Raw genomic sequence first — 18,910 nt, 5'->3', positions numbered from 1 at the left:
ATAGTATTATTTACTGTTACACTCCAACTTTTTCAAGTAATTTCTTATTCTTTTCAACAGCTAGTAATCTATTGACTGCATTTACATATGCTCGAGCGGAAGCCTCCAGCACGTCTTGTGCAGAACCTCTTCCACTGCTTTCCACATTGTTATGTCTTACTTTAACGAATACCTCTGCCAATGCGTCACGTCCAGCGCCAACAGATTGGATTCGATAATCATCTAGAGTAATAGAAATACCGAAGCAGCGCTCAAGTGTGTTATACAGTGCCTCAACACTTCCTGACCCCGTTGCAGCTTCTTGAATTTGTTTGCCTTCACGATCTGTTAAAGTAATCGTTGCAGTAGGGATTTGGTTCGTACCATATTGTACTTGCATTGAAGTCAATTGGTACATATCCTCGACATTTGCAACCTTTTCATCGACTAATAATGTAACTAAATCATCATCAGTGATTTCCTTCTTCTTATCCGCTAAATCTTTAAATAGCTTAAATACTCGGTTAATTTCATTGTCATCTAATGAATAACCTAATTCGAAAATACGGTTACGGAATGCGTGTCTACCAGAGTGCTTTCCAAGAACCATTGAATTAGATTTAACCCCAACTAATTCCGGAGTGATAATTTCATATGTTGTTTTTTCCTTTAATACACCATCTTGGTGAATACCTGATTCATGTGCATAAGCATTTTTACCGATAACAGCTTTGTTTGGAGGAACAATCATACCTGTTAATTTACTAACTAAATCACTTGTACGCTTGATTTCATCCAGCTTTAATCGGGTGTTTGCTTGGTAAAAGTCTTGACGAATATGCAATGCGACTGCCACTTCTTCAAGTGAAGCATTACCCGCTCTTTCACCAATACCATTAATGGTTCCTTCTACTTGTAAGACACCATGCTCAACAGCAGATAATGAATTGGCAACAGCCATTCCTAGATCATCGTGACAGTGAGTCGAAAGGATAACTTTATCAATATTCGGCACGTTATTTAATATATAAGTAAACATTTTTCCATATTCTTCTGGCGTACCGTAACCTACTGTATCTGGTAGGTTAATAACATTAGCTCCTGCATCAATTACTTCTTTGATGATTTTTGCTAAGAAGTCTAATTCGGTACGACTCGCATCCTCTGCAGACCATTGGATGATTGGGAAAAATTTCGAAGCATATTTTACACTTTCTACAGCTGTTTGAATGACCTGGTCTTTTGTTTGCTTTAGCTTATATTGTCTATGAATTGGGGATGTAGCAAGAAAGGTGTGGAGACGAGGCTCCGCTCCACCCTTTAATGCTCCCCAAGCAGCATCGATATCGCTTTTTACAGCTCTTGCTAAACCCGTTACAGAAACATTTTTGATGGTGTCAGCAATTTGTTTAACTGACTGAAAATCACCATCTGAGGCAGCTGGGAAACCGGCCTCCATAACATCCACATTGAGTCGTTCCAGTTGCTTCGCTATTTCAAGTTTTTCGTGTAAGTTTAAGTTAACTCCAGCAGACTGTTCTCCATCTCTTAATGTAGTGTCAAAAATATTAATTTTCCGCACGGGTACCCACCACTTCTTTCGTTTGTTTTTGCTTAACAAATGGCATCATTGCACGAAGCTTCTTACCTACAACTTCGATTTGGTGTTCAGCTTCAATCTTATTAATTGCATTGAATTCTGGACGATTTGCTTGGTTTTCAAGGATCCAACCTTTAGCAAATTTACCTGTTTGAATATCTTTCAATACTTCCTTCATTTCAGCTTTTACACTGTCAGTAACAATACGTGGTCCCGTTACGAAATCTCCCCACTGAGCTGTGTCAGAGATTGAATATCTCATTCCAGCTAATCCATCTTCGTACATTAAATCAACGATTAATTTTAATTCATGTAAACATTCGAAATAAGCAACTTCTGGTTGGTACCCAGCTTCTACTAATGTTTCAAATCCTGCTTTAACTAACGCAGAAGTACCACCACATAATACAGCTTGCTCACCGAATAGGTCTGTTTCAGTTTCTTCTTTAAATGAAGTTTCTAGAACACCCGCTCTAGCTGCTCCAATACCTTTTGCATAAGCAAGTGCCACATCTTTTGCATTTCCAGTTACGTCTTGCTCAATCGCAAATAATGCTGGAACTCCTGCACCTTCAGTAAATGTACGGCGTACTAGATGTCCTGGTCCTTTTGGAGCTACTAAGAAAACGTCTACGAAGCTTGGTGGTACGATTTGGCTAAAGTGAATGTTAAAACCATGAGCAAATACTAATGCATTTCCTGGCTCTAATCCTGGTTCGATTTCTTCTTTATATACCTTTGGTTGATTTTCATCTGGAAGTAATACCATAATTACGTCCGCTTGCTCTGCTGCTTCACGAACTGAATATACTTGATGACCATCATTTTTCGCTTGTTCAAATGATTTCCCTTGACGTAAACCAACAATTACATCAACGCCACTTTCGCGTAAGTTTAGTGCATGTGCGTGTCCTTGTGAACCATAACCAATGATAGCAACCTTCTTATTTTGTAAAACTGAATCATTTACATCTCCGTTATAATATACCTTTGTCATTTTAAAATCTCTCCCTTATTAGAATTAAATTATATATATTAATGTGATTAATACCCTTAAACAATTGAGTAAGACTTCGAATTTGAAGCCGTTTTTTGGTTACCTCTCGTGAAAGCTGTTGTACCAGTACGGGCAACTTCTTTGATACCGTATGGTTTTAAAAGGTCAATTAAAGCTTCAACTTTATCTGATTCGCCTGTTACTTGAATAACGAGGCTTTCCTTACTTACATCAATGATAGTTGCTCTGAAAGGATCTATTAAGCTATAAATCTCATTTCTATTTGATGGACTGGATGCTACCTTAATAAGAGCTAACTCTCTTGCCACAATGGCTTGATTTGTAATATCCATGACCTTAATCACGTCGATTTGCTTGTTTAACTGTTTTGTAATTTGTTCAACTACAGTTTCCTCATCTAGATGTATAACAAATGTCATCCGTGAGAGTCCCTCAGTTTCAGAGTGGCCAACTGTGATGCTTTCAATATTGTAATGACGCTTTGTTAACAGGCCGGTGATTCGATTAAGTACACCTGCGCGGTTATTCACTAGTAATGTAATAATCCTTTTCACAGCTTAACACCTACCATTTCATGATGACCCTTTCCTGGTGAAACCATTGGATATACATTTTCGAAAGGTGTCACACTAAAGTCCATTAGAACAGGTCCATTATATTCAAAAGCTTCTTTTAACACTTGTTCCGCTTCTTCTTTATTTGATGCTTTTAATCCCTTAATTCCATATGCATCGGCCAATTTCATAAAATCTGGCTGGTTTGGAATTAATGAATGTGAATATCTTTCTTTATAGAAAATTTGTTGCCACTGTCTCACCATTCCTAATGCTTTATTATTAAGAATGATGATTTTGATTGGAAGATTTAATTCCTGAATGACTGATAGTTCTTGTAGTGTCATCTGGAATCCACCATCTCCTACTATAGAAACAACAGTTGCCGATTTTTCTGCTAATTGGGCACCAATACTAGATGGTAAACCAAAGCCCATTGTTCCAAGACCACCTGATGTTACCCAACGGTTTGGCTTTGAAAATTGATAGTATTGAGCTGCCCACATTTGGTGCTGACCGACATCAGTTGTTACAATCGCTTCCCCATTTGTATATTTATAAATGAGTTCTATCAATTTTTGTGGTTTTAATTCATCTTCAGATGGTTTATAAACGAGTGGATATTCTTCTTTCCACCCCGCTAGTTTTTCTCTCCACTCCTTGGAATCACCTGGTTTTCCGTTCTGATGGACAAGGCTTTTCAGAACCTCTTTTGCATCCCCTACAACTGGAATTTTAGTAGGTACGTTTTTTCCGATTTCAGCAGGATCAATATCAATATGAGCAACTGTCGCATTTGGAGCAAAATGTTTTAGATTTCCCGTTACCCGGTCATCGAATCTAGCACCAATGCTAATGAGTAGGTCACATTCATGTAAAGCCATGTTAGCTGTGTATGTTCCATGCATTCCAGCCATTCCGAGATAGAGTGGATGATCTGCAGGGAATCCACCTAAACCTAGAAGTGTATGGGTTAAAGGAATATTTTGTTGTTCAACATATTCTCTTAATTCGTCGGCTGCTTTTGCGAATATTACCCCAGCTCCTGCAAGTATAACTGGCTTTTTCGCTTGGCTTACTGCTTCAACCAGCTTACGAATTTGTAAGTGGTTCGGCTGTATGGTCGGCTGATAACCAGGTAAATGAATTTCCTGGTCGTAGTCAAATTCGGCTTCACTTGATGTCATATCTTTTGGAATATCAATTAATACAGGTCCTGGTCTTCCAGAAGTTGCGATATAAAATGCTTCTTTAATAATCTTTGGTAGGTCTTTCACATCTCTTACCTGATAACTATGTTTTGTAATTGGCATTGTGATTCCAAGTACATCCGCTTCTTGGAAAGCATCAGAACCAATTACGGTTGAAGCAACCTGACCTGTAAATACAACAAGTGGAATTGAATCAATCATTGCATCTGCTAATCCTGTGACAATATTTGTAGCACCCGGTCCAGAAGTAGCAATGACGACACCTGGTTTTCCTGAAATTCTCGCATACCCTTCAGCTGCATGTATTCCACCTTGTTCATGTCTACTTAAGACATGAAAAATACCAGAATCATATAAACTATCATAAATATTAAGTACAGCACCACCAGGATATCCAAAAATGACTTCTACGTTTTCCCTTCTTAATGCTTCAATTAGCATTTGGGAACCGTTCATCTTGGTAGAAGATTTTGCTTGTTCTTCCACTTTTGCATTTACGCCCATTTTTCCTTACATCCCTTCCTTATAGTAAATAATTAGTAATAAAAAAATAAAATGCCAGTCCACCCACTAGACCAATTTCTTGGTCGAAGGGGTGAAAAGGCATTTATCACTTTCCACGGTACCACCCTTGTTCGCGATCTAAAAGACCGCCTCAGGAACAACATCTGCTGTTCATTTTGATAACGGGTGAGCTGTTACCAAACACCCGGTTAGCCCTACTAATATAGTTCAAGCTAACACTCTGAGGTGAGTTCATCTAACGGGATAACACCGGCTTCCACCATTACCGGCTCTCTGTTGATATCGTAACGTAAGATTACTTATCCTCTTCAACGTTTATGATTATTGAAATTTTTTAAGTTACATCTTTTTAAGTTTTATGCGGTTGCCGCATCTTTAATACCTAAAAACTTAAACGCTTTAAACGATTGAAAACTAAGGTACAAAAAATAATCCAAATCCATGAACTATGCTGTTAATTCACGAAATAAGAAATAGTCTATTTTGTGAAAATATTTATATTAGAACCAATATTACTCTCATTTTTTATTAGAGTCAACACCATTTTAGGGAATTATTTGATTATTTTGATTTGCAACAAAATCTGAATGCGTTTACAACTTTGACACCATGCGGTTTCTGAATTCAAAGAATTTCATGAAAAATTTGTGAACAAAATTTAGAAATAGGGAACTATGGTATCTACTTTATTTTAAGGGGAGGATCTGGAAAATACATTTAAGAGAAATAAAAAAACACTTCGATTCATTTAGATGAAAAGAAGTGTTTGTGATTGATTATGTAATATGGCGTCCCAGGAGAGATTCGAACTCCCGACCGACGGCTTAGCTTACCACTATGACTTTCGTCACCAACAATTGTTGTTTGTAGTCTGGACTATATCTTCACCATTTCAGGTGCGACACGTGTAGTCTCTACGGAACCTCACAATAATCATAAACAGATTATTCCTCGGAGTTTTTACCATCAATTGACTTGATCATTCAAATCTCCTCGGTCTTAATAAGAAGTAAGTTTCCTCGGTATTACCATCAGCTTTACACTGTTAAGGCTTCACCGATATAGTGTCGTCCACTCTATAAGTTTTTGTTTCCCTATAGAGGCTCCTATTCTTGAAGGCCGTTGCTCTATCCTGCTGAGCTACTGGGACATTGTTATTAAGTTATATGTAGTTCAGTTAGCCACTACTTTATTTGCTAAATCCTGTTCCTTCCTCTCCTTGCATTTTCGAGGATGACTAATGCGTCGGAACAAAGCTACACAGATGCAATTCTAGAAGTTTCGCTTTGCTGATCTACTGGGACATAATTTTTTGTGTCGTTAACTTATTAGCGACATTTTTTATTATAGTCAGATAGGAATCAGATGTCAACAATTTTTTAAGATTTTTTTTCTAGAGGGAGCAAATTTTTACTCCCTACGCTATTGTATCATAAAATTACCTTCGTTGATAACTCCTCAATTACGTTTCCTTCACTATCGTAAAAAACAACATTAGCTTGATTGTCAGCAATCTCTAAAATAACATACGTTTTTTCCTTGCGCATTCTCGGCAACCGGAAGCTGCCAGGATTAATAAACAAAATATCTTCAACCATTTCTGCACCAGCAATATGCGAATGTCCAAAACAGGCTATGGACGCCCCCACTTCTTGGGCACGATATTTTAGATTCATTAATGTCATTTTCACATTGTACAAATGACCATGGGTAAGATAGACCTTTATCCCATTTAATAGAACCACCATATCATTTGGATAGTTTGAGTCAAAATCACAATTACCTCTTACTGCAGAAAATCCACTCATTTCCTCAGATTGTGAAGAAAGCTCAGAATCTCCTAGATGAAGCATAAATTCCACATCATTTTTATGGCGTTCTTTGATTTCGAGTAATTCATTTGTTAACCCATGGCTATCACTTATAATTAGTACTTTCATCGTTGAAACTCCTCACGTTCCCTTAAAAGCCTGTCCAGCTTTCTAAGAGCATTACCACGATGACTAATTTGATTTTTTTCCTCTTTTGACAACTCAGCCATTGTTTTCCCTTTTTGAGGAATAAAAAAGATTGGATCATAGCCAAATCCATTTTCCCCTATAGGTTTCTCTGTAATGACTCCCTCACAAGTTCCTTCAACAATTTCCGTTTTTTCACCAGGAATAGCTAATGCCAGTGCACAATGGAATCTGGCAGCTCTTTTTTCTTGCGGAACCCCTTTAAGTTCATCTAAAACTTTATTAAGGTTATCAAGGTCATTTTTATGCTCACCAGCATATCTTGCCGAATACACACCTGGTCTGCCATCAAGAAAGTCGATTGCAAGACCTGAATCATCTGCTACAACAGGTATATGAAGCTTTTTTGCAATTGCCTCCGCTTTGATTTGTGCATTTTCAGCAAAGGTTACACCTGTTTCCTCAATATCCTCAATAGTTGGATAATCGAGTAATGACTTCACCTCTACCCCCTGACTAGCAAAAAGGTCTCTAAATTCTTTTACCTTCCCTCGATTTTTAGTAGCTATCATAATTTCCTTCACTTATTAGTCCTTCTTTCCAATTAAGTTTGCTAATTCACCTAATGCTTCTTTCTGAGTCAGAATCAGTTCATTTATTCCCTTTTCGGCAAGTTCTAATAATGTTAGTAATTGATTACGCGAAAAAGTAGATTCTTCCCCTGTTCCTTGTAGCTCCACAAATTCTCCCGCCCCTGTCATAACCACATTCATATCCACATTTGCAGCTGAATCTTCTATGTAATTTAAATCAAGAATTTCCCCTATTTCTGGTTCAATTCCAACCGAAATGGCAGCTAAAAAGTCAGTGATTGGAAATGAACTCATTTTTTTATCCTGATAGATTTTATGTACAGCAAGAACCATCGCCACAAAAGCACCTGTAATCGATGCTGTCCGAGTTCCTCCATCCGCTTGGATGACATCACAGTCAATCCAAATCGTTCTTTCACCAAGTTGCTCGAGATTAACAACAGATCGAAGGGCACGCCCAATTAAACGCTGAATTTCCATTGTCCTTCCTGAAATCTTTCCCTTACTCGATTCACGGATATTTCTCTGCTCTGTAGCCCTTGGAAGCATTGAATATTCAGCTGTGATCCACCCCTTACCTGAACCCCTCATAAACGGCGGCACTCGGTCTTCAATGCTTGCATTACAAATAACCTTTGTATCCCCAACTATTATTAAAACAGATCCTTCTGGATGTTTTATATAGTTCATTTCAAGCTGAATCGGTCGAAGCTGATTATCTAAACGTCCATCAACTCTCAAAATTAAAACCCCCTGTCTAAACTAAAAAAGATGGGCTTGTATTACCCAACCATCCATTTTATAGTATATCAAAATTTCTCTCTTCTATAGTTGCAATAAGAAAAAGGATGTGAACAATGTCCACATCCTCTCTTTTTTAGAAACTACCAGTATTCACATTTGCTGGACGAGTTACCGGTTCTGTTAATGACTTCCCATCTTCAGTAACAACATCTTCATTACCATTTACTGTAATGGCAACACTCTTCACTTCAGGCTGCTCCGTTAAGGACAATACTAGTGAGTTGATCACATGCTTGGAGATCATTTTCTCATTAAAGGCACCATAAATTGCTTCATTAAAGTCTAACGTTACTATTCCATCTTCCATTTTGGCACTCAATAGTTTTACATCTTGATGAATCTCACTAATTAAATCCGATCCCATATCAGGTCCTTCGATTAACGCATTTACAACTGCCGATACTTTGTCATCCCCCGTATTTTCAACACGCTTTGTCACTGGTACATAATACTCCCCTGCATCGTTTTGCACAAAGAAATAAAGAGTCACAGGACGGCTGTTTGTAATGTCGACAACTCCGCTATTATCAATATTTATTCCATCAGCTCTACTTAAGTCTGCTGGGATTGGAGTACCATCAACAGGCATTTCATCTAATTTATAACCATTCACACTGATAACAACATTGTTCACATTTTCAAATTGGGTTAATGTATAAGTAATGGCTTGTAAAATTTTCGCTTCATCTTCAGGGTTATAGTTTGCAAATTCCTTCGAGAAATCAGCAGTAATTGTTCCATCCTTCAAGTTTACATCCACTGTTGTATCCTGTGGAATTACCGCTTTGAATCCATCTGGTAATATTTCATTTAACGGTCCACCAGCAACTAAATACTCAAGGACCTGTCTTGCTGCAGCATTATCTTTTGGAAGATCAACAGTGTACGGGACCACTAAACCATTCTCATCGATTAGATACAGGTCACGTTTGACTGTTTCAGTTGCAGCTTCCTCCTGATCAGTTGCCTCAGTAGCTGGGTTCTCCCCATTTGCTACTGTTTCATCAACTGCTTCGTTTTTTGGTGGATCCATTTGTTTGGCTTCTTCCTTTCCACCTAATAAACCACATCCTGAAAGTAACACTGTTGAAGTAACCACTGTGGCAGCTATTGCAGATTTAGTTATTTTACGCATTCTTTTCCCTCCTAAGGCAGTTTGTACTACTATGTATACGAGCCCTATTTTCAAATTAGACCGCTTTTTAGCGAAAATGTGGACAAAATGTTTTGATTTCATCAGTTAATAGATTGTAAAAATAGAATAGAAGATTTACAATTGTTTTGAAAGTGAGAAAGAAAGTGTTGCGTTTGATCATTAAAAGCCGTACTGATCCAACTGAATTAAAGCCCCTAAAATCCATCCGTGCACGGAAGATGGTTTCCCAAAAAGTTGAGAATCAAGTCAATACACTTGAGAAAGATTATTTTGGTGAAACATTGTTTGACCAGCGATTAGAAAGTCTTTCACTTGATTGCCTCATTATCAATGACCTGCTTCTTGAAACAAACAATACCTATTACCAAATCGATTCACTCCTAATTTCCCAAAACGTCATTCACATCTTTGAAATAAAAAACTATGAAGGTGATTACCTAATTGACGGCGACCGGTTCCGAACTTTTTCTGGAAAGGAGACAAAAAATCCTCTCAATCAACTTAATCGTTGTGAATCTCTTTTCCGGCAAATGCTTCAACAACTTGGATTTAATCTTACAGTTGAAGGGCACCTTGTTTTCGTTAATCCCGAATTTTAACTCTACAACGCTTCACCAAACCTGCCGATTATTTTTCCATCCCAAATAAAACGATTTATGAATAAATTAAATTCCCAATCTTCTAGTTTGGGTGAAAAACATCATTCTTTGGCAAAAAAGCTACTATCGCTACATATAATGAAGTCTCCTTTTTCATTACTGCCCAAATATAGTTTTGACGAGATGGAGAAAGGGATTTTGTGTACGGTGTGTTGGAGTGGGTTTATGGATAGTGCGAATCAGCACAAACTTACCTGCCCTGATTGTGGAACTTGGGAGGATAAGGAAACCGCAGTAACTAGAAGCATCGAGGAATTCGGGCATCTTTTCCCGGAATTAAAGATTAAAGTCAGTACAATATTTGAATGGTGTAACGTAATTAAATGCAAAAAGACGATTAGAAAAATACTTTCAAAAAAATACAATCTAATTCAGTCAGGAAGATCGTCTTATTATGAGAGGCGTAATTAAATATAGACCTACAATAATTTAAGGAAAGGGTTGTCGTAGATAGAATTAGGACGATGGGTGAGGGTACGATTTGCCTCTATTCTTACCTTCACTTTGATTCAGGACATTGTATGAGGGTACGATTAACCTCTATTCTTACCCTCACTTGAATTCAGAACATTGTGCGGGGTACGATATACCTCTATTCTTACCTTCACCTGTACTTTGTACATCTTTTGATGGTAATATTAACCATTATCCCCTTATAGAACGAAGTTTTTATCATCAATAGTTGTATTACTTTATAGTGAATATCCTTATTGAAAGTCACCCAAACACAAAAAGCCCCCTCTCGGGGACTTTCCTCAATTACAATTTTACTGATTTCACATTATATACTGGTTGCTCAAACCAGTTGGTGGCGATTCGTTGGAAGATTTCTTTATCACCTGTTGTGAGGAATAGGTGATTCTTTTTCCTCGCCTTTTTGTTTAATAATCCACTATAGAACAATACAGTGCTGACTTCACGGGCAGTTTCTGCACCGGAATCGATGAGCTTGATTCGATCTCCAAGATAGGCTTGGATGGTATCACGTAGCAGCGGATAATGGGTACAGCCTAGAATTAAGGTGTCGATTTCTTTACCTCGAAAAACCTCCAATGATTCGGCTACAATTTGTTCAGCTTTAGGGCCAACAAACTCCCCTGCTTCGACAATCGGGACGAACCGCGGGCATGCGAGACTATCGACATTGATTTGGTTGTTGATTGATTTTAACGCATCTTCATAGGCGCCACTTTCGATTGTGTTGGCTGTTCCAATTACGCCAACATAGTTATTTTTAGTAACCTTCAGGGCAGTCCTTGCTCCAGGATAGACAACGCCGATCACAGGAATAGGCAGCTCAGCTTGGATTTCATCCAATACAAGGGCGGTTGCCGTATTGCATGCGATGACTAGCATTTTAATTTCATGTGACAATAAATAGTTCGTCATCTCCCATGTAAACTGACGAACTTCTTCCTTAGGTCTTGGCCCATACGGACATCTTGCGTTATCACCTAAATATATAATTTCTTCATTTGGTAATTGTCTAATTATTTCCCGAGCAACGGTTAGACCGCCCACCCCGGAATCAATAACTCCGATTGGTCTTTTCAAACGTTTCGCCTCATTCTACTCGCATTTCTTGATGTAATTTCCTTAAACTTTGTTCTAGTTGGATTACTTCATCTTCGGAAAAGTTCTTCATGATTTCATGTAAATAATCTTGTCTTTTTTTAATCACTTCTTCGATAATGCGTTCTCCTTCTTCAAGTAAATGAATTCGAACGACACGACGATCTTTTGGGTCTTTTACGCGCATAACAAGCACATTTTTTTCCATCCGATCAACAAGGTCTGTTGTTGTACTGCAAGCTAAGTACATTTTATTTGATAATTCGCCAATTGTCATATCTCCGTGCTCAAGTAACCACTGAAGCGCAATAAATTGTGGTGTTGTAATTGTAAAGTTACTTAAAATTTCCCGGCCTTTTTGTTTAAGTAAACCGGAAATAAAGCGAAGAGATTTTTCGATATCTGCGATTACTTGGTAGTCTTTTGTTTCATTGCTCTCTTGTACAGTCATTACATCCTCTCCTAGTATCGTTTATAGTGTAAATTTCAAACTGTTTTTCTCTCATGTAAACAGCTAATGAATTATGTCATCGAAAAGAACTTTTTCGTTTTAGGAAAAAACTATATTATTCTTATTTTCTACTTTTTTCGCGTAAAAAGCAAGTTCCAGTATTAGAATTATGTAGGGTGTTCCCTAAAATAAGTAACCGGCTACCTTACTTAAGTAAAGTGTAGCCGGTAATACTTAAAGTTCAAGTTCTCCCATACGAAGGAGCTCTACAACTGCTTGAGAACGCCCCTTTACTCCCAGCTTCTGCATCGCATTCGAAATGTGGTTACGAACTGTTTTTTCGCTAATGAATAGTTCACTTGCGATATCTTTCGTTGTTTTGTCTTGAACTAGTAATTCAAAAACTTCTCTCTCTCTTTTTGTTAGTAGCGGTTTTGGTTGAAACTCTTTCTCCTTCAAGTATTGTAACCCTCCTTGCTAAGGTTCGAGCTGAACTACTGGATGGGTATATATTTAGTCACAATATAGTATGAGAAGGAGAGTGTTGCTGTGACTGCTAAAAGGTTGATATGTAGACTTTTTTGCGTCCATTTTTTCATGTATTGGTATATTCGTTCTACTTAGCTCATACAATATAGGTTAGGTGCTTTTTAACAAATGCTTCATATCATCAGACCATGGTTCCCCTTTTCCTGTTCGTTTAGACATTTGAACTAATGCACTCCTACCGACAAAACAAATGGCCTCCTCTTTATCCTTTGCCATATAATGAATATCCATTGAGGAATTGCCAAGTTTGTGTATTTTAACATATAACTTAAGTTGTTCTCCAAAAAAGACTTGTTTCAAATAATCACATTGTTGGCTTGCTACCACAGGGATTGCATCGCTCGATTTATCGATCCACTTCTGCATAAACCCAAGGTGATTAAAATATTGAATTCTCGCTTCCTCAAAGTAGGTAAAGGGTACAGTATTATTTAAATGTCCAAACATGTCTGTCTCAGAAAAACGTACTTGAATCGGTTGGAAAAAATCAAATGTATTCTCCCATGTCTCAATATCATCGATATACGTAATTTGTTTCATTCCAATAGCTCCCTTACATAAGATTATTCAGGTCAAGGTAAAGTGGTGCCTTATTCTATAGCGAAAAGGTGTTTTTTTAAAACATCTAAGGTGTCACCTTTAAAGAAGGATCTCTTCGTAAAAAAAGCACTCCTCCATTTGCATGAAGGAGTGCTTTTCCATTTCTATTAGACTTGGTCACTACCAAACATATTTCTGAATGCTTGGATAGATGTATCTCTGTTTAGAGCTGCAATTGATGTCGTGAGTGGAATCCCTTTTGGACAAGACTGTACACAGTTTTGTGAGTTACCACAGTTTGCTAGGCCTCCATCTCCCATAATTGTTTCTAAACGTTCAGCTTTATTCATAGCACCAGTTGGATGTGCGTTGAATAAACGAACTTGTGATAGCGGTGCAGGACCAATAAAATCAGATTTGCTGTTAACGTTAGGACATGCTTCAAGACAAACACCACATGTCATACATTTTGATAATTCATATGCCCATTGACGTTTCTTCTCTGGCATACGTGGGCCAGGACCCAAATCATAGGTTCCATCGATTGGAATCCAAGCTTTTACTTTTTTCAATGAATCAAACATTCTGCTACGGTCAATCTGTAGATCACGTACGATAGGGAATGTCTTCATTGGCTCAAGTTTGATTGGTTGTTCAAGCTGGTCAATAAGAGCTGAACAAGATTGGCGCGGCTTGCCATTGATAACCATTGAACAAGCACCGCAAACCTCTTCTAAACAGTTCATATCCCAAGTAATGGGAGCAACATTATTTCCATTGATGTCTACCGGATTACGACGAAATTCCATTAAAGCTGAAATGACATTCATATTTTTACGGTATGGCACCTTAAATTTTAATACATATGGTTCAGAATCTGGAGTATCTTGACGAGTTACATGAAATTCAACTGTTTTTTCACTCATCTTACTTCTCCTCCTTATTCTTAGTATAGTCACGTTTACGTGGTGTGATTAATGAAGTATCAACCTCTTCATAATGGAATGCTGGAGCAGTTGCCTCACCAGTAAATTTAGCCATCGTAGTTTTTAAGAATTCCTCATCATTACGATCTGGGAAGTCTGGCTTATAGTGAGCACCACGACTTTCATTACGGTTATAAGCACCAATTGTAATTACACGTGCGAGTTGAAGCATATTTTGTAATTGACGAGTAAATGTTGCACCTTGGTTGCTCCATTTAGATGTGTCGTTGATATTAATGTTCTTATATCGCTCCATAAGCTCTTGAATTTTTTCATCTGTCTTTAATAACTTGTCATTGTATCGAACAACCGTTACGTTATCTGTCATCCATTCACCAAGCTCTTTGTGAAGGATATATGCATTTTCGGTACCATCCATCGCCATGATATTATCCCATTTTTCTTGCTCTCGTTTCTCATGGCTATCGTAAACAGTTGATGAAATGGAATCAGAACCCTTCTTAAGTCCTTTAATGTAATGAACTGCATTAGGGCCTGCAACCATACCACCGTAAATAGCAGATAATAGTGAGTTAGCTCCTAAGCGGTTTGCACCGTGCTGTGAAAAATCGCATTCTCCTGCAGCAAATAATCCAGGGATGTTTGTTTGTTGATGATCGTCAACCCATAATCCACCCATTGAATAGTGAACGGCAGGGAAGATTTTCATTGGAACCTTACGTGGATCATCTCCCATGAATTTTTCATAGATTTCAATAATTCCACCTAATTTAATATCAAGTTCCTTTGGATCTTTATGAGAAAGATCTAAGTAAACCATGTTCTCACCGTTGATACCTAATTTCATATCTACACAAACATGGAAGATTTCACGTGTAGCAATATCACGTGGAACTAAGTTTCCGTATGCAGGATATTTTTCCTCTAGGAAGTACCAAGGTTTACCATCTTTGTATGTCCATACACGTCCACCTTCACCACGAGCAGATTCACTCATCAGGCGAAGTTTGTCATCACCAGGAATTGCTGTTGGGTGGATTTGAATAAACTCACCGTTTGCATAATAAGCACCTTGTTGGTACACAATAGATGCTGCAGAACCAGTATTAATAACTGAGTTAGTTGTCTTACCAAAGATAATACCAGGTCCACCAGATGCCATGATTACAGCATCAGCAGGGAATGATTTAATTTCCATTGAATGAAGGTTTTGCGCTACAATACCACGACAAATGCCTTCGTCGTCTTGAACAATCCCAAGGAATTCCCAACCTTCATACTTTGTAACAAGTCCAGCTACTTCGTGACGACGAACTTGTTCATCTAATGCATATAGTAATTGCTGACCAGTTGTAGCACCCGCGAATGCTGTACGGTGGTGTTGAGTTCCCCCGAAACGACGGAAATCCAGTAAACCTTCGGGTGTACGGTTAAACATGACTCCCATACGGTCCATTAAGTGAATGATTCCTGGTGCAGCTTCACACATTGCCTTAACTGGCTTCTGGTTAGCTAAAAAGTCTCCACCATATACTGTATCGTCAAAATGGATCCACGGAGAATCCCCTTCACCTTTTGTATTAACCGCACCGTTAATCCCACCTTGTGCACAAACAGAGTGAGATCGTTTTACAGGTACGAGTGAAAATAAATCAACTTGTGTTCCTTCTTCAGCAGCTTTGATGGTAGCCATTAAACCAGCTAGTCCACCACCAACTACGATAATCTTTCCTTGACTCAAAGTAGTTCACTCCCCAATAAAGAGATCGTTCAACCCGTGTTAAATTGTGAACGTTCTTATTTTTAATTCTTAAACGAAAGCAAAAATAGTAGAAACACCTACGTACGATAAAGCAATAAAAATAATGATTGTAACGTATGTTGCAATTTGTTGAGAGCGAGGAGTTATGGTTAGCCCCCAACTAACAGCAAATGACCATAGACCATTTGAAAAATGGAAGATTGTGGAGATTACACCAACAAGATAGAAAACGATCATTGCAGGTGAACTTAAGATATCTTCCATCATATTAAAGTTAACTTCTGCTCCAAATGCTGCTTGAACACGTGTTTGCCATACATGCCATGCCACAAAAATCAGAGTAATGATTCCGGATATACGTTGTAAGAAGAACATCCAGTTACGGAAAAATCCGTATCTACTCACATTGTTCTTTGCAGTAAAGGCAATATATAGACCGTAAATCGCATGAAATAATAACGGTAAATAGATAATAAATATTTCCAGAAAAAGTCTAAATGGGAGACTCCCCATGAAACCAGCAGCACTGTTAAATGCGTCTGCTCCCCTTGTCGCAAAGTTATTCACCACTAAGTGTTGGATTAAGAATACCCCTACAGGAATTACACCTAATAATGAATGAAGCCTGCGATTAAAAAATTCACGATTACCAGCCATACTTTTACCCCCCTTTAATAATAAACCGCACCTTCTTAGGCACTCCTTTTCATTCCTCATCCTGTAAAATTATGTATTAGGACGAAATAAAACTGACAAATGAAAACCTTTGCAGGAAACTATAAATTACTTTTTTCATAGATAAAAAGACAAATGCGCCTGCTATTTTCTTTTATCAGTATAATGTAACAAGTTCATTTTACTCCCATAAAGTAAGAGCGTCAAGGAAACAAGTCCACAAATTATTCATAAAAATGATAATAATTGTACACATATGATAATATCGAACCCAAATAAAATACGATTCCAGATGACAAAAAGAAACAAAAAAATTCATGTGTTTCTTATCCCCGATAGTTTATAATAAAAGAACAGAGAAAGAGGGGAATGCAGTGAAGAACATGAACATCAATGAGCAAAATGCAGAGCAAAATGTAAACTCAAATGAACAGACCGTTTCTGTTTTTGGGTATGAACTTATACGTGAAATTTTAATACCCGATTTATTTGGAAAAGAAACTCCACAGATTTTATACTGGGCTGGAAAAAATCTTGCCCGTAAATTCCCCTTACCAACGATTGAAGAAATCATTTCGTTTTTTCATGATGCTGGATGGGGAGACCTTAGAGTAGAGCGTTCAGATAAGAACTCCATGGAATTTCATTTGGATGGATCGATTGTGTCTTCTCGTTTAAAACGAAAAGACATTTGTACTTTCCAATTGGAGTCTGGTTTTCTTGCTCAACAAATTCAACAACAGAAGAATCGAATCACTGAAAGCTTTGAACAACAAAAAAGACGAGCACAAAAAATCATATTTACAGTAAAATGGGACAACAAAGACATGACTGAAGAATAAAAGCCTGCACAATTTGTGCAGCTTTTTTTATATAGAAAAGGGCGCCAACGGCTAATAACTCCATTGAACGACCCTGTTAAATTTCAAATTAAAGTTTTACTTTTGCTTTTTCTTCTTCAACCGCAGCTAAATTAAATGAATCATGTAAAGTTTCAACTGCACGTACCATATTAGCTTGATCAACAACAGTTGAAACCTTGATTTCAGATGTACTTACCATTTTCACTTCAATGTTTTCTTGTGCTAGCACCTGGAACATATCAGCCGCAACCCCTGGATTTGAGACCATACCAGAACCTACAATCGAAACCTTTGCTAATCCATCTTCATGCTGGATGCTTTCATACTTTAATATGTCCTTATTATTTTCTAAAACAGCTAATGTATCGCGTAAATCTTGAGTTTTTACTGAAAATGAAATATTTGTATGATTTTCATCGGTCTGGTTTTGGATGATGATATCTACGTTTAGTCCATTCTTTGCGAGTGTACCAAAGATCGTTGAAAGTGTGTGTAATTCATTTGGTAATCCAGATACAGTTACCCTTGTAATTTGGTCTTCAAAAGCAATTCCCCGAACAACAAGACTCTTTTCCATTGAAACTTCCTCCTCAATAACAGTTCCATTTTCTAGCTCTAGGCTTGAACGAACTTCAAGCGGCATATCAAAGTTTTTTGCAAATTCTACTGCACGTGGGTGAAGGACACCGGCACCTAGGTTTGCAAGCTCCAGCATTTCATCATAGGAAATAGAATGAAGTTTTCGTGCAGTTGGAACTACACGAGGATCAGTCGTATAAACACCTGTTACATCAGTGTAGATATCACATTTGTCTGCATTCAATGCTGCTGCAAGTGCAACTGCGGTTGTATCAGACCCACCTCGTCCAAGTGTGGTAATATCTCCTGAACTGCTGATTCCTTGAAACCCTGCAACGACAACAACTTTTCCTTCATTTAAGCTGTCCTTAACTCTTGATACTTCAATATTTTCAATACGGGCATTACTATGTATAGCCTCAGTTTCAATACCGGCCTGCCACCCTGTATAGGAAACAGATTCATAGCCCTTTTCTTGTAATGCCATCGTTAAGAGGGCGATTGTGATTTGTTCACCTGTACTTAACAGCATATCCATCTCGCGTTTACTTGGTGAGCTTGTAATTTCATTTGCTAAGCTTACAAGCTGGTCAGTTGTTTTACCCATCGCGGATACAACAACTACTACATTATTTCCTGCTTGGACTTCTTGAATAACGCGATTTGCCACATTTTTAATTTTATCTGGTGAACCTACTGAGGTGCCTCCAAATTTTTGAACAATAATCCCCATGGTCATACCCTCTCTTTCGAATAATCAAATGCGCCTCGGTGTATTTGCGCCCAGATTTTAGGCCCACACGATGTGGGTCACAAAGACGTTGCCACAGGATGTGGCGTTTCTAGTCTTTGCTCTTATAAATTTCCTTTAAAAATCTGAGGCATCCGCCGGAGGATTTTATTTTATTCAACTGA

18 protein-coding genes and 1 other annotated feature are annotated in these 18,910 nt (G+C 37.9%); of the genes, 2 read left to right on the top strand and 16 right to left on the bottom strand.

Annotated features, from left to right (window positions below; translation table 11 throughout):
* Positions 1-16 precede the first annotated feature (16 nt).
* From V7138_RS04640 to V7138_RS04605, 8 genes are all read right to left on the bottom strand, one after another.
* Complete coding sequence (locus V7138_RS04640) at positions 17-1,561, bottom strand: 2-isopropylmalate synthase (protein WP_335394583.1); 1,545 nt, start codon at positions 1,559-1,561, stop codon at positions 17-19.
* Entirely contained in the window at positions 1,548-2,576 is a 1,029-nt protein-coding gene (gene ilvC, locus V7138_RS04635; protein WP_335394582.1) for a ketol-acid reductoisomerase, read from the bottom strand. Before ilvC ends, V7138_RS04640 begins: the two co-directional genes overlap by 14 nt.
* Before the next feature lie 56 nt (positions 2,577-2,632).
* A complete protein-coding gene (gene ilvN, locus V7138_RS04630) occupies positions 2,633-3,151 on the bottom strand; it encodes an acetolactate synthase small subunit (protein WP_335394581.1) in 519 nt (172 codons plus the stop codon).
* Positions 3,148-4,866 carry an acetolactate synthase large subunit gene (ilvB, locus tag V7138_RS04625; protein ID WP_335394580.1) on the bottom strand — a complete coding sequence of 573 codons (1,719 nt, stop codon included), beginning with the start codon at positions 4,864-4,866 and terminating at the stop codon, positions 3,148-3,150. The genes ilvN and ilvB overlap by 4 nt, the downstream gene beginning before the upstream one ends.
* Before the next feature lie 84 nt (positions 4,867-4,950).
* Positions 4,951-5,208 (bottom strand) — a binding site (T-box leader).
* Positions 5,209-6,317: 1,109 nt separating this feature from the next.
* Positions 6,318-6,827: a metallophosphoesterase family protein gene (locus V7138_RS04620; RefSeq protein ID WP_335394579.1), complete on the bottom strand. Its 510-nt coding sequence runs from the start codon at positions 6,825-6,827 to the stop codon at positions 6,318-6,320.
* Positions 6,824-7,429: an XTP/dITP diphosphatase gene (locus V7138_RS04615; protein WP_335394578.1), complete on the bottom strand. Its 606-nt coding sequence runs from the start codon at positions 7,427-7,429 to the stop codon at positions 6,824-6,826. Before V7138_RS04615 ends, V7138_RS04620 begins: the two co-directional genes overlap by 4 nt.
* A 3-nt stretch (positions 7,430-7,432) precedes the next feature.
* The gene (gene rph, locus V7138_RS04610) at positions 7,433-8,179 is read right to left on the bottom strand and encodes a ribonuclease PH (RefSeq protein ID WP_335394577.1); all 747 of its coding nucleotides are present in this window, start codon (positions 8,177-8,179) and stop codon (positions 7,433-7,435) included.
* Between the two features lie 136 nt (positions 8,180-8,315).
* Positions 8,316-9,377 carry a GerMN domain-containing protein gene (locus V7138_RS04605; RefSeq protein ID WP_335394576.1) on the bottom strand — a complete coding sequence of 354 codons (1,062 nt, stop codon included), beginning with the start codon at positions 9,375-9,377 and terminating at the stop codon, positions 8,316-8,318.
* A 164-nt stretch (positions 9,378-9,541) separates the two neighbouring features.
* Between V7138_RS04605 and V7138_RS04600 the strand changes: the two genes are divergently transcribed.
* Positions 9,542-9,997, top strand: coding sequence for a nuclease-related domain-containing protein (locus tag V7138_RS04600; RefSeq protein WP_335394575.1), 456 nt, complete (start codon positions 9,542-9,544; stop codon positions 9,995-9,997).
* A gap of 819 nt (positions 9,998-10,816) precedes the next feature.
* On the opposite strand, the gene racE is transcribed toward V7138_RS04600, so the two are convergent.
* The 7 genes from racE to V7138_RS04565 form a co-directional block, all read right to left on the bottom strand.
* Positions 10,817-11,611 carry a glutamate racemase gene (gene racE / locus V7138_RS04595; protein WP_335394574.1) on the bottom strand — a complete coding sequence of 265 codons (795 nt, stop codon included), beginning with the start codon at positions 11,609-11,611 and terminating at the stop codon, positions 10,817-10,819.
* A 10-nt stretch (positions 11,612-11,621) separates the two neighbouring features.
* Positions 11,622-12,080, bottom strand: coding sequence for a MarR family winged helix-turn-helix transcriptional regulator (locus V7138_RS04590; RefSeq protein WP_335394573.1), 459 nt, complete (start codon positions 12,078-12,080; stop codon positions 11,622-11,624).
* Positions 12,081-12,314: 234 nt separating this feature from the next.
* Positions 12,315-12,539 carry a spore germination transcription factor GerE gene (gerE, locus tag V7138_RS04585; protein WP_010678342.1) on the bottom strand — a complete coding sequence of 75 codons (225 nt, stop codon included), beginning with the start codon at positions 12,537-12,539 and terminating at the stop codon, positions 12,315-12,317.
* 180 nt (positions 12,540-12,719) lie between these two features.
* Positions 12,720-13,169 (bottom strand): acyl-CoA thioesterase, encoded by a 450-nt coding sequence (locus tag V7138_RS04580; protein ID WP_335394572.1) that lies wholly within the window; start codon positions 13,167-13,169, stop codon positions 12,720-12,722.
* A 167-nt stretch (positions 13,170-13,336) separates the two neighbouring features.
* On the bottom strand, positions 13,337-14,095 hold the full coding sequence (sdhB, locus tag V7138_RS04575; protein ID WP_335394571.1) for a succinate dehydrogenase iron-sulfur subunit: 759 nt from the start codon (positions 14,093-14,095) through the stop codon (positions 13,337-13,339).
* Between the two features lies 1 nt (position 14,096).
* Positions 14,097-15,857, bottom strand: a complete 1,761-nt coding sequence (gene sdhA, locus V7138_RS04570) for a succinate dehydrogenase flavoprotein subunit (protein WP_335394570.1) — start codon at positions 15,855-15,857, stop codon at positions 14,097-14,099.
* Between the two features lie 69 nt (positions 15,858-15,926).
* The gene (locus V7138_RS04565) at positions 15,927-16,535 is read right to left on the bottom strand and encodes a succinate dehydrogenase cytochrome b558 subunit (protein ID WP_335394569.1); all 609 of its coding nucleotides are present in this window, start codon (positions 16,533-16,535) and stop codon (positions 15,927-15,929) included.
* Between the two features lie 401 nt (positions 16,536-16,936).
* Here V7138_RS04565 and V7138_RS04560 point away from each other — a divergent pair, with 401 nt between their 5' ends.
* On the top strand, positions 16,937-17,395 hold the full coding sequence (locus V7138_RS04560) for a YslB family protein (RefSeq protein ID WP_335394841.1): 459 nt from the start codon (positions 16,937-16,939) through the stop codon (positions 17,393-17,395).
* A gap of 88 nt (positions 17,396-17,483) precedes the next feature.
* On the opposite strand, the gene V7138_RS04555 is transcribed toward V7138_RS04560, so the two are convergent.
* Positions 17,484-18,728 (bottom strand): aspartate kinase, encoded by a 1,245-nt coding sequence (locus V7138_RS04555; RefSeq protein ID WP_335394568.1) that lies wholly within the window; start codon positions 18,726-18,728, stop codon positions 17,484-17,486.
* Between the last annotated feature and the right edge of the window lie 182 nt (positions 18,729-18,910).

Origin of the sequence: Bacillus sp. JJ1533, assembly GCF_036965045.1 — a bacterium.
Taxonomy (GTDB): domain Bacteria; phylum Bacillota; class Bacilli; order Bacillales; family Bacillaceae_L; genus Ferdinandcohnia.
The sequence above is the reverse complement of the archived record's forward strand: the minus strand, read 5'-3'. Positions and strand labels throughout refer to the sequence as shown.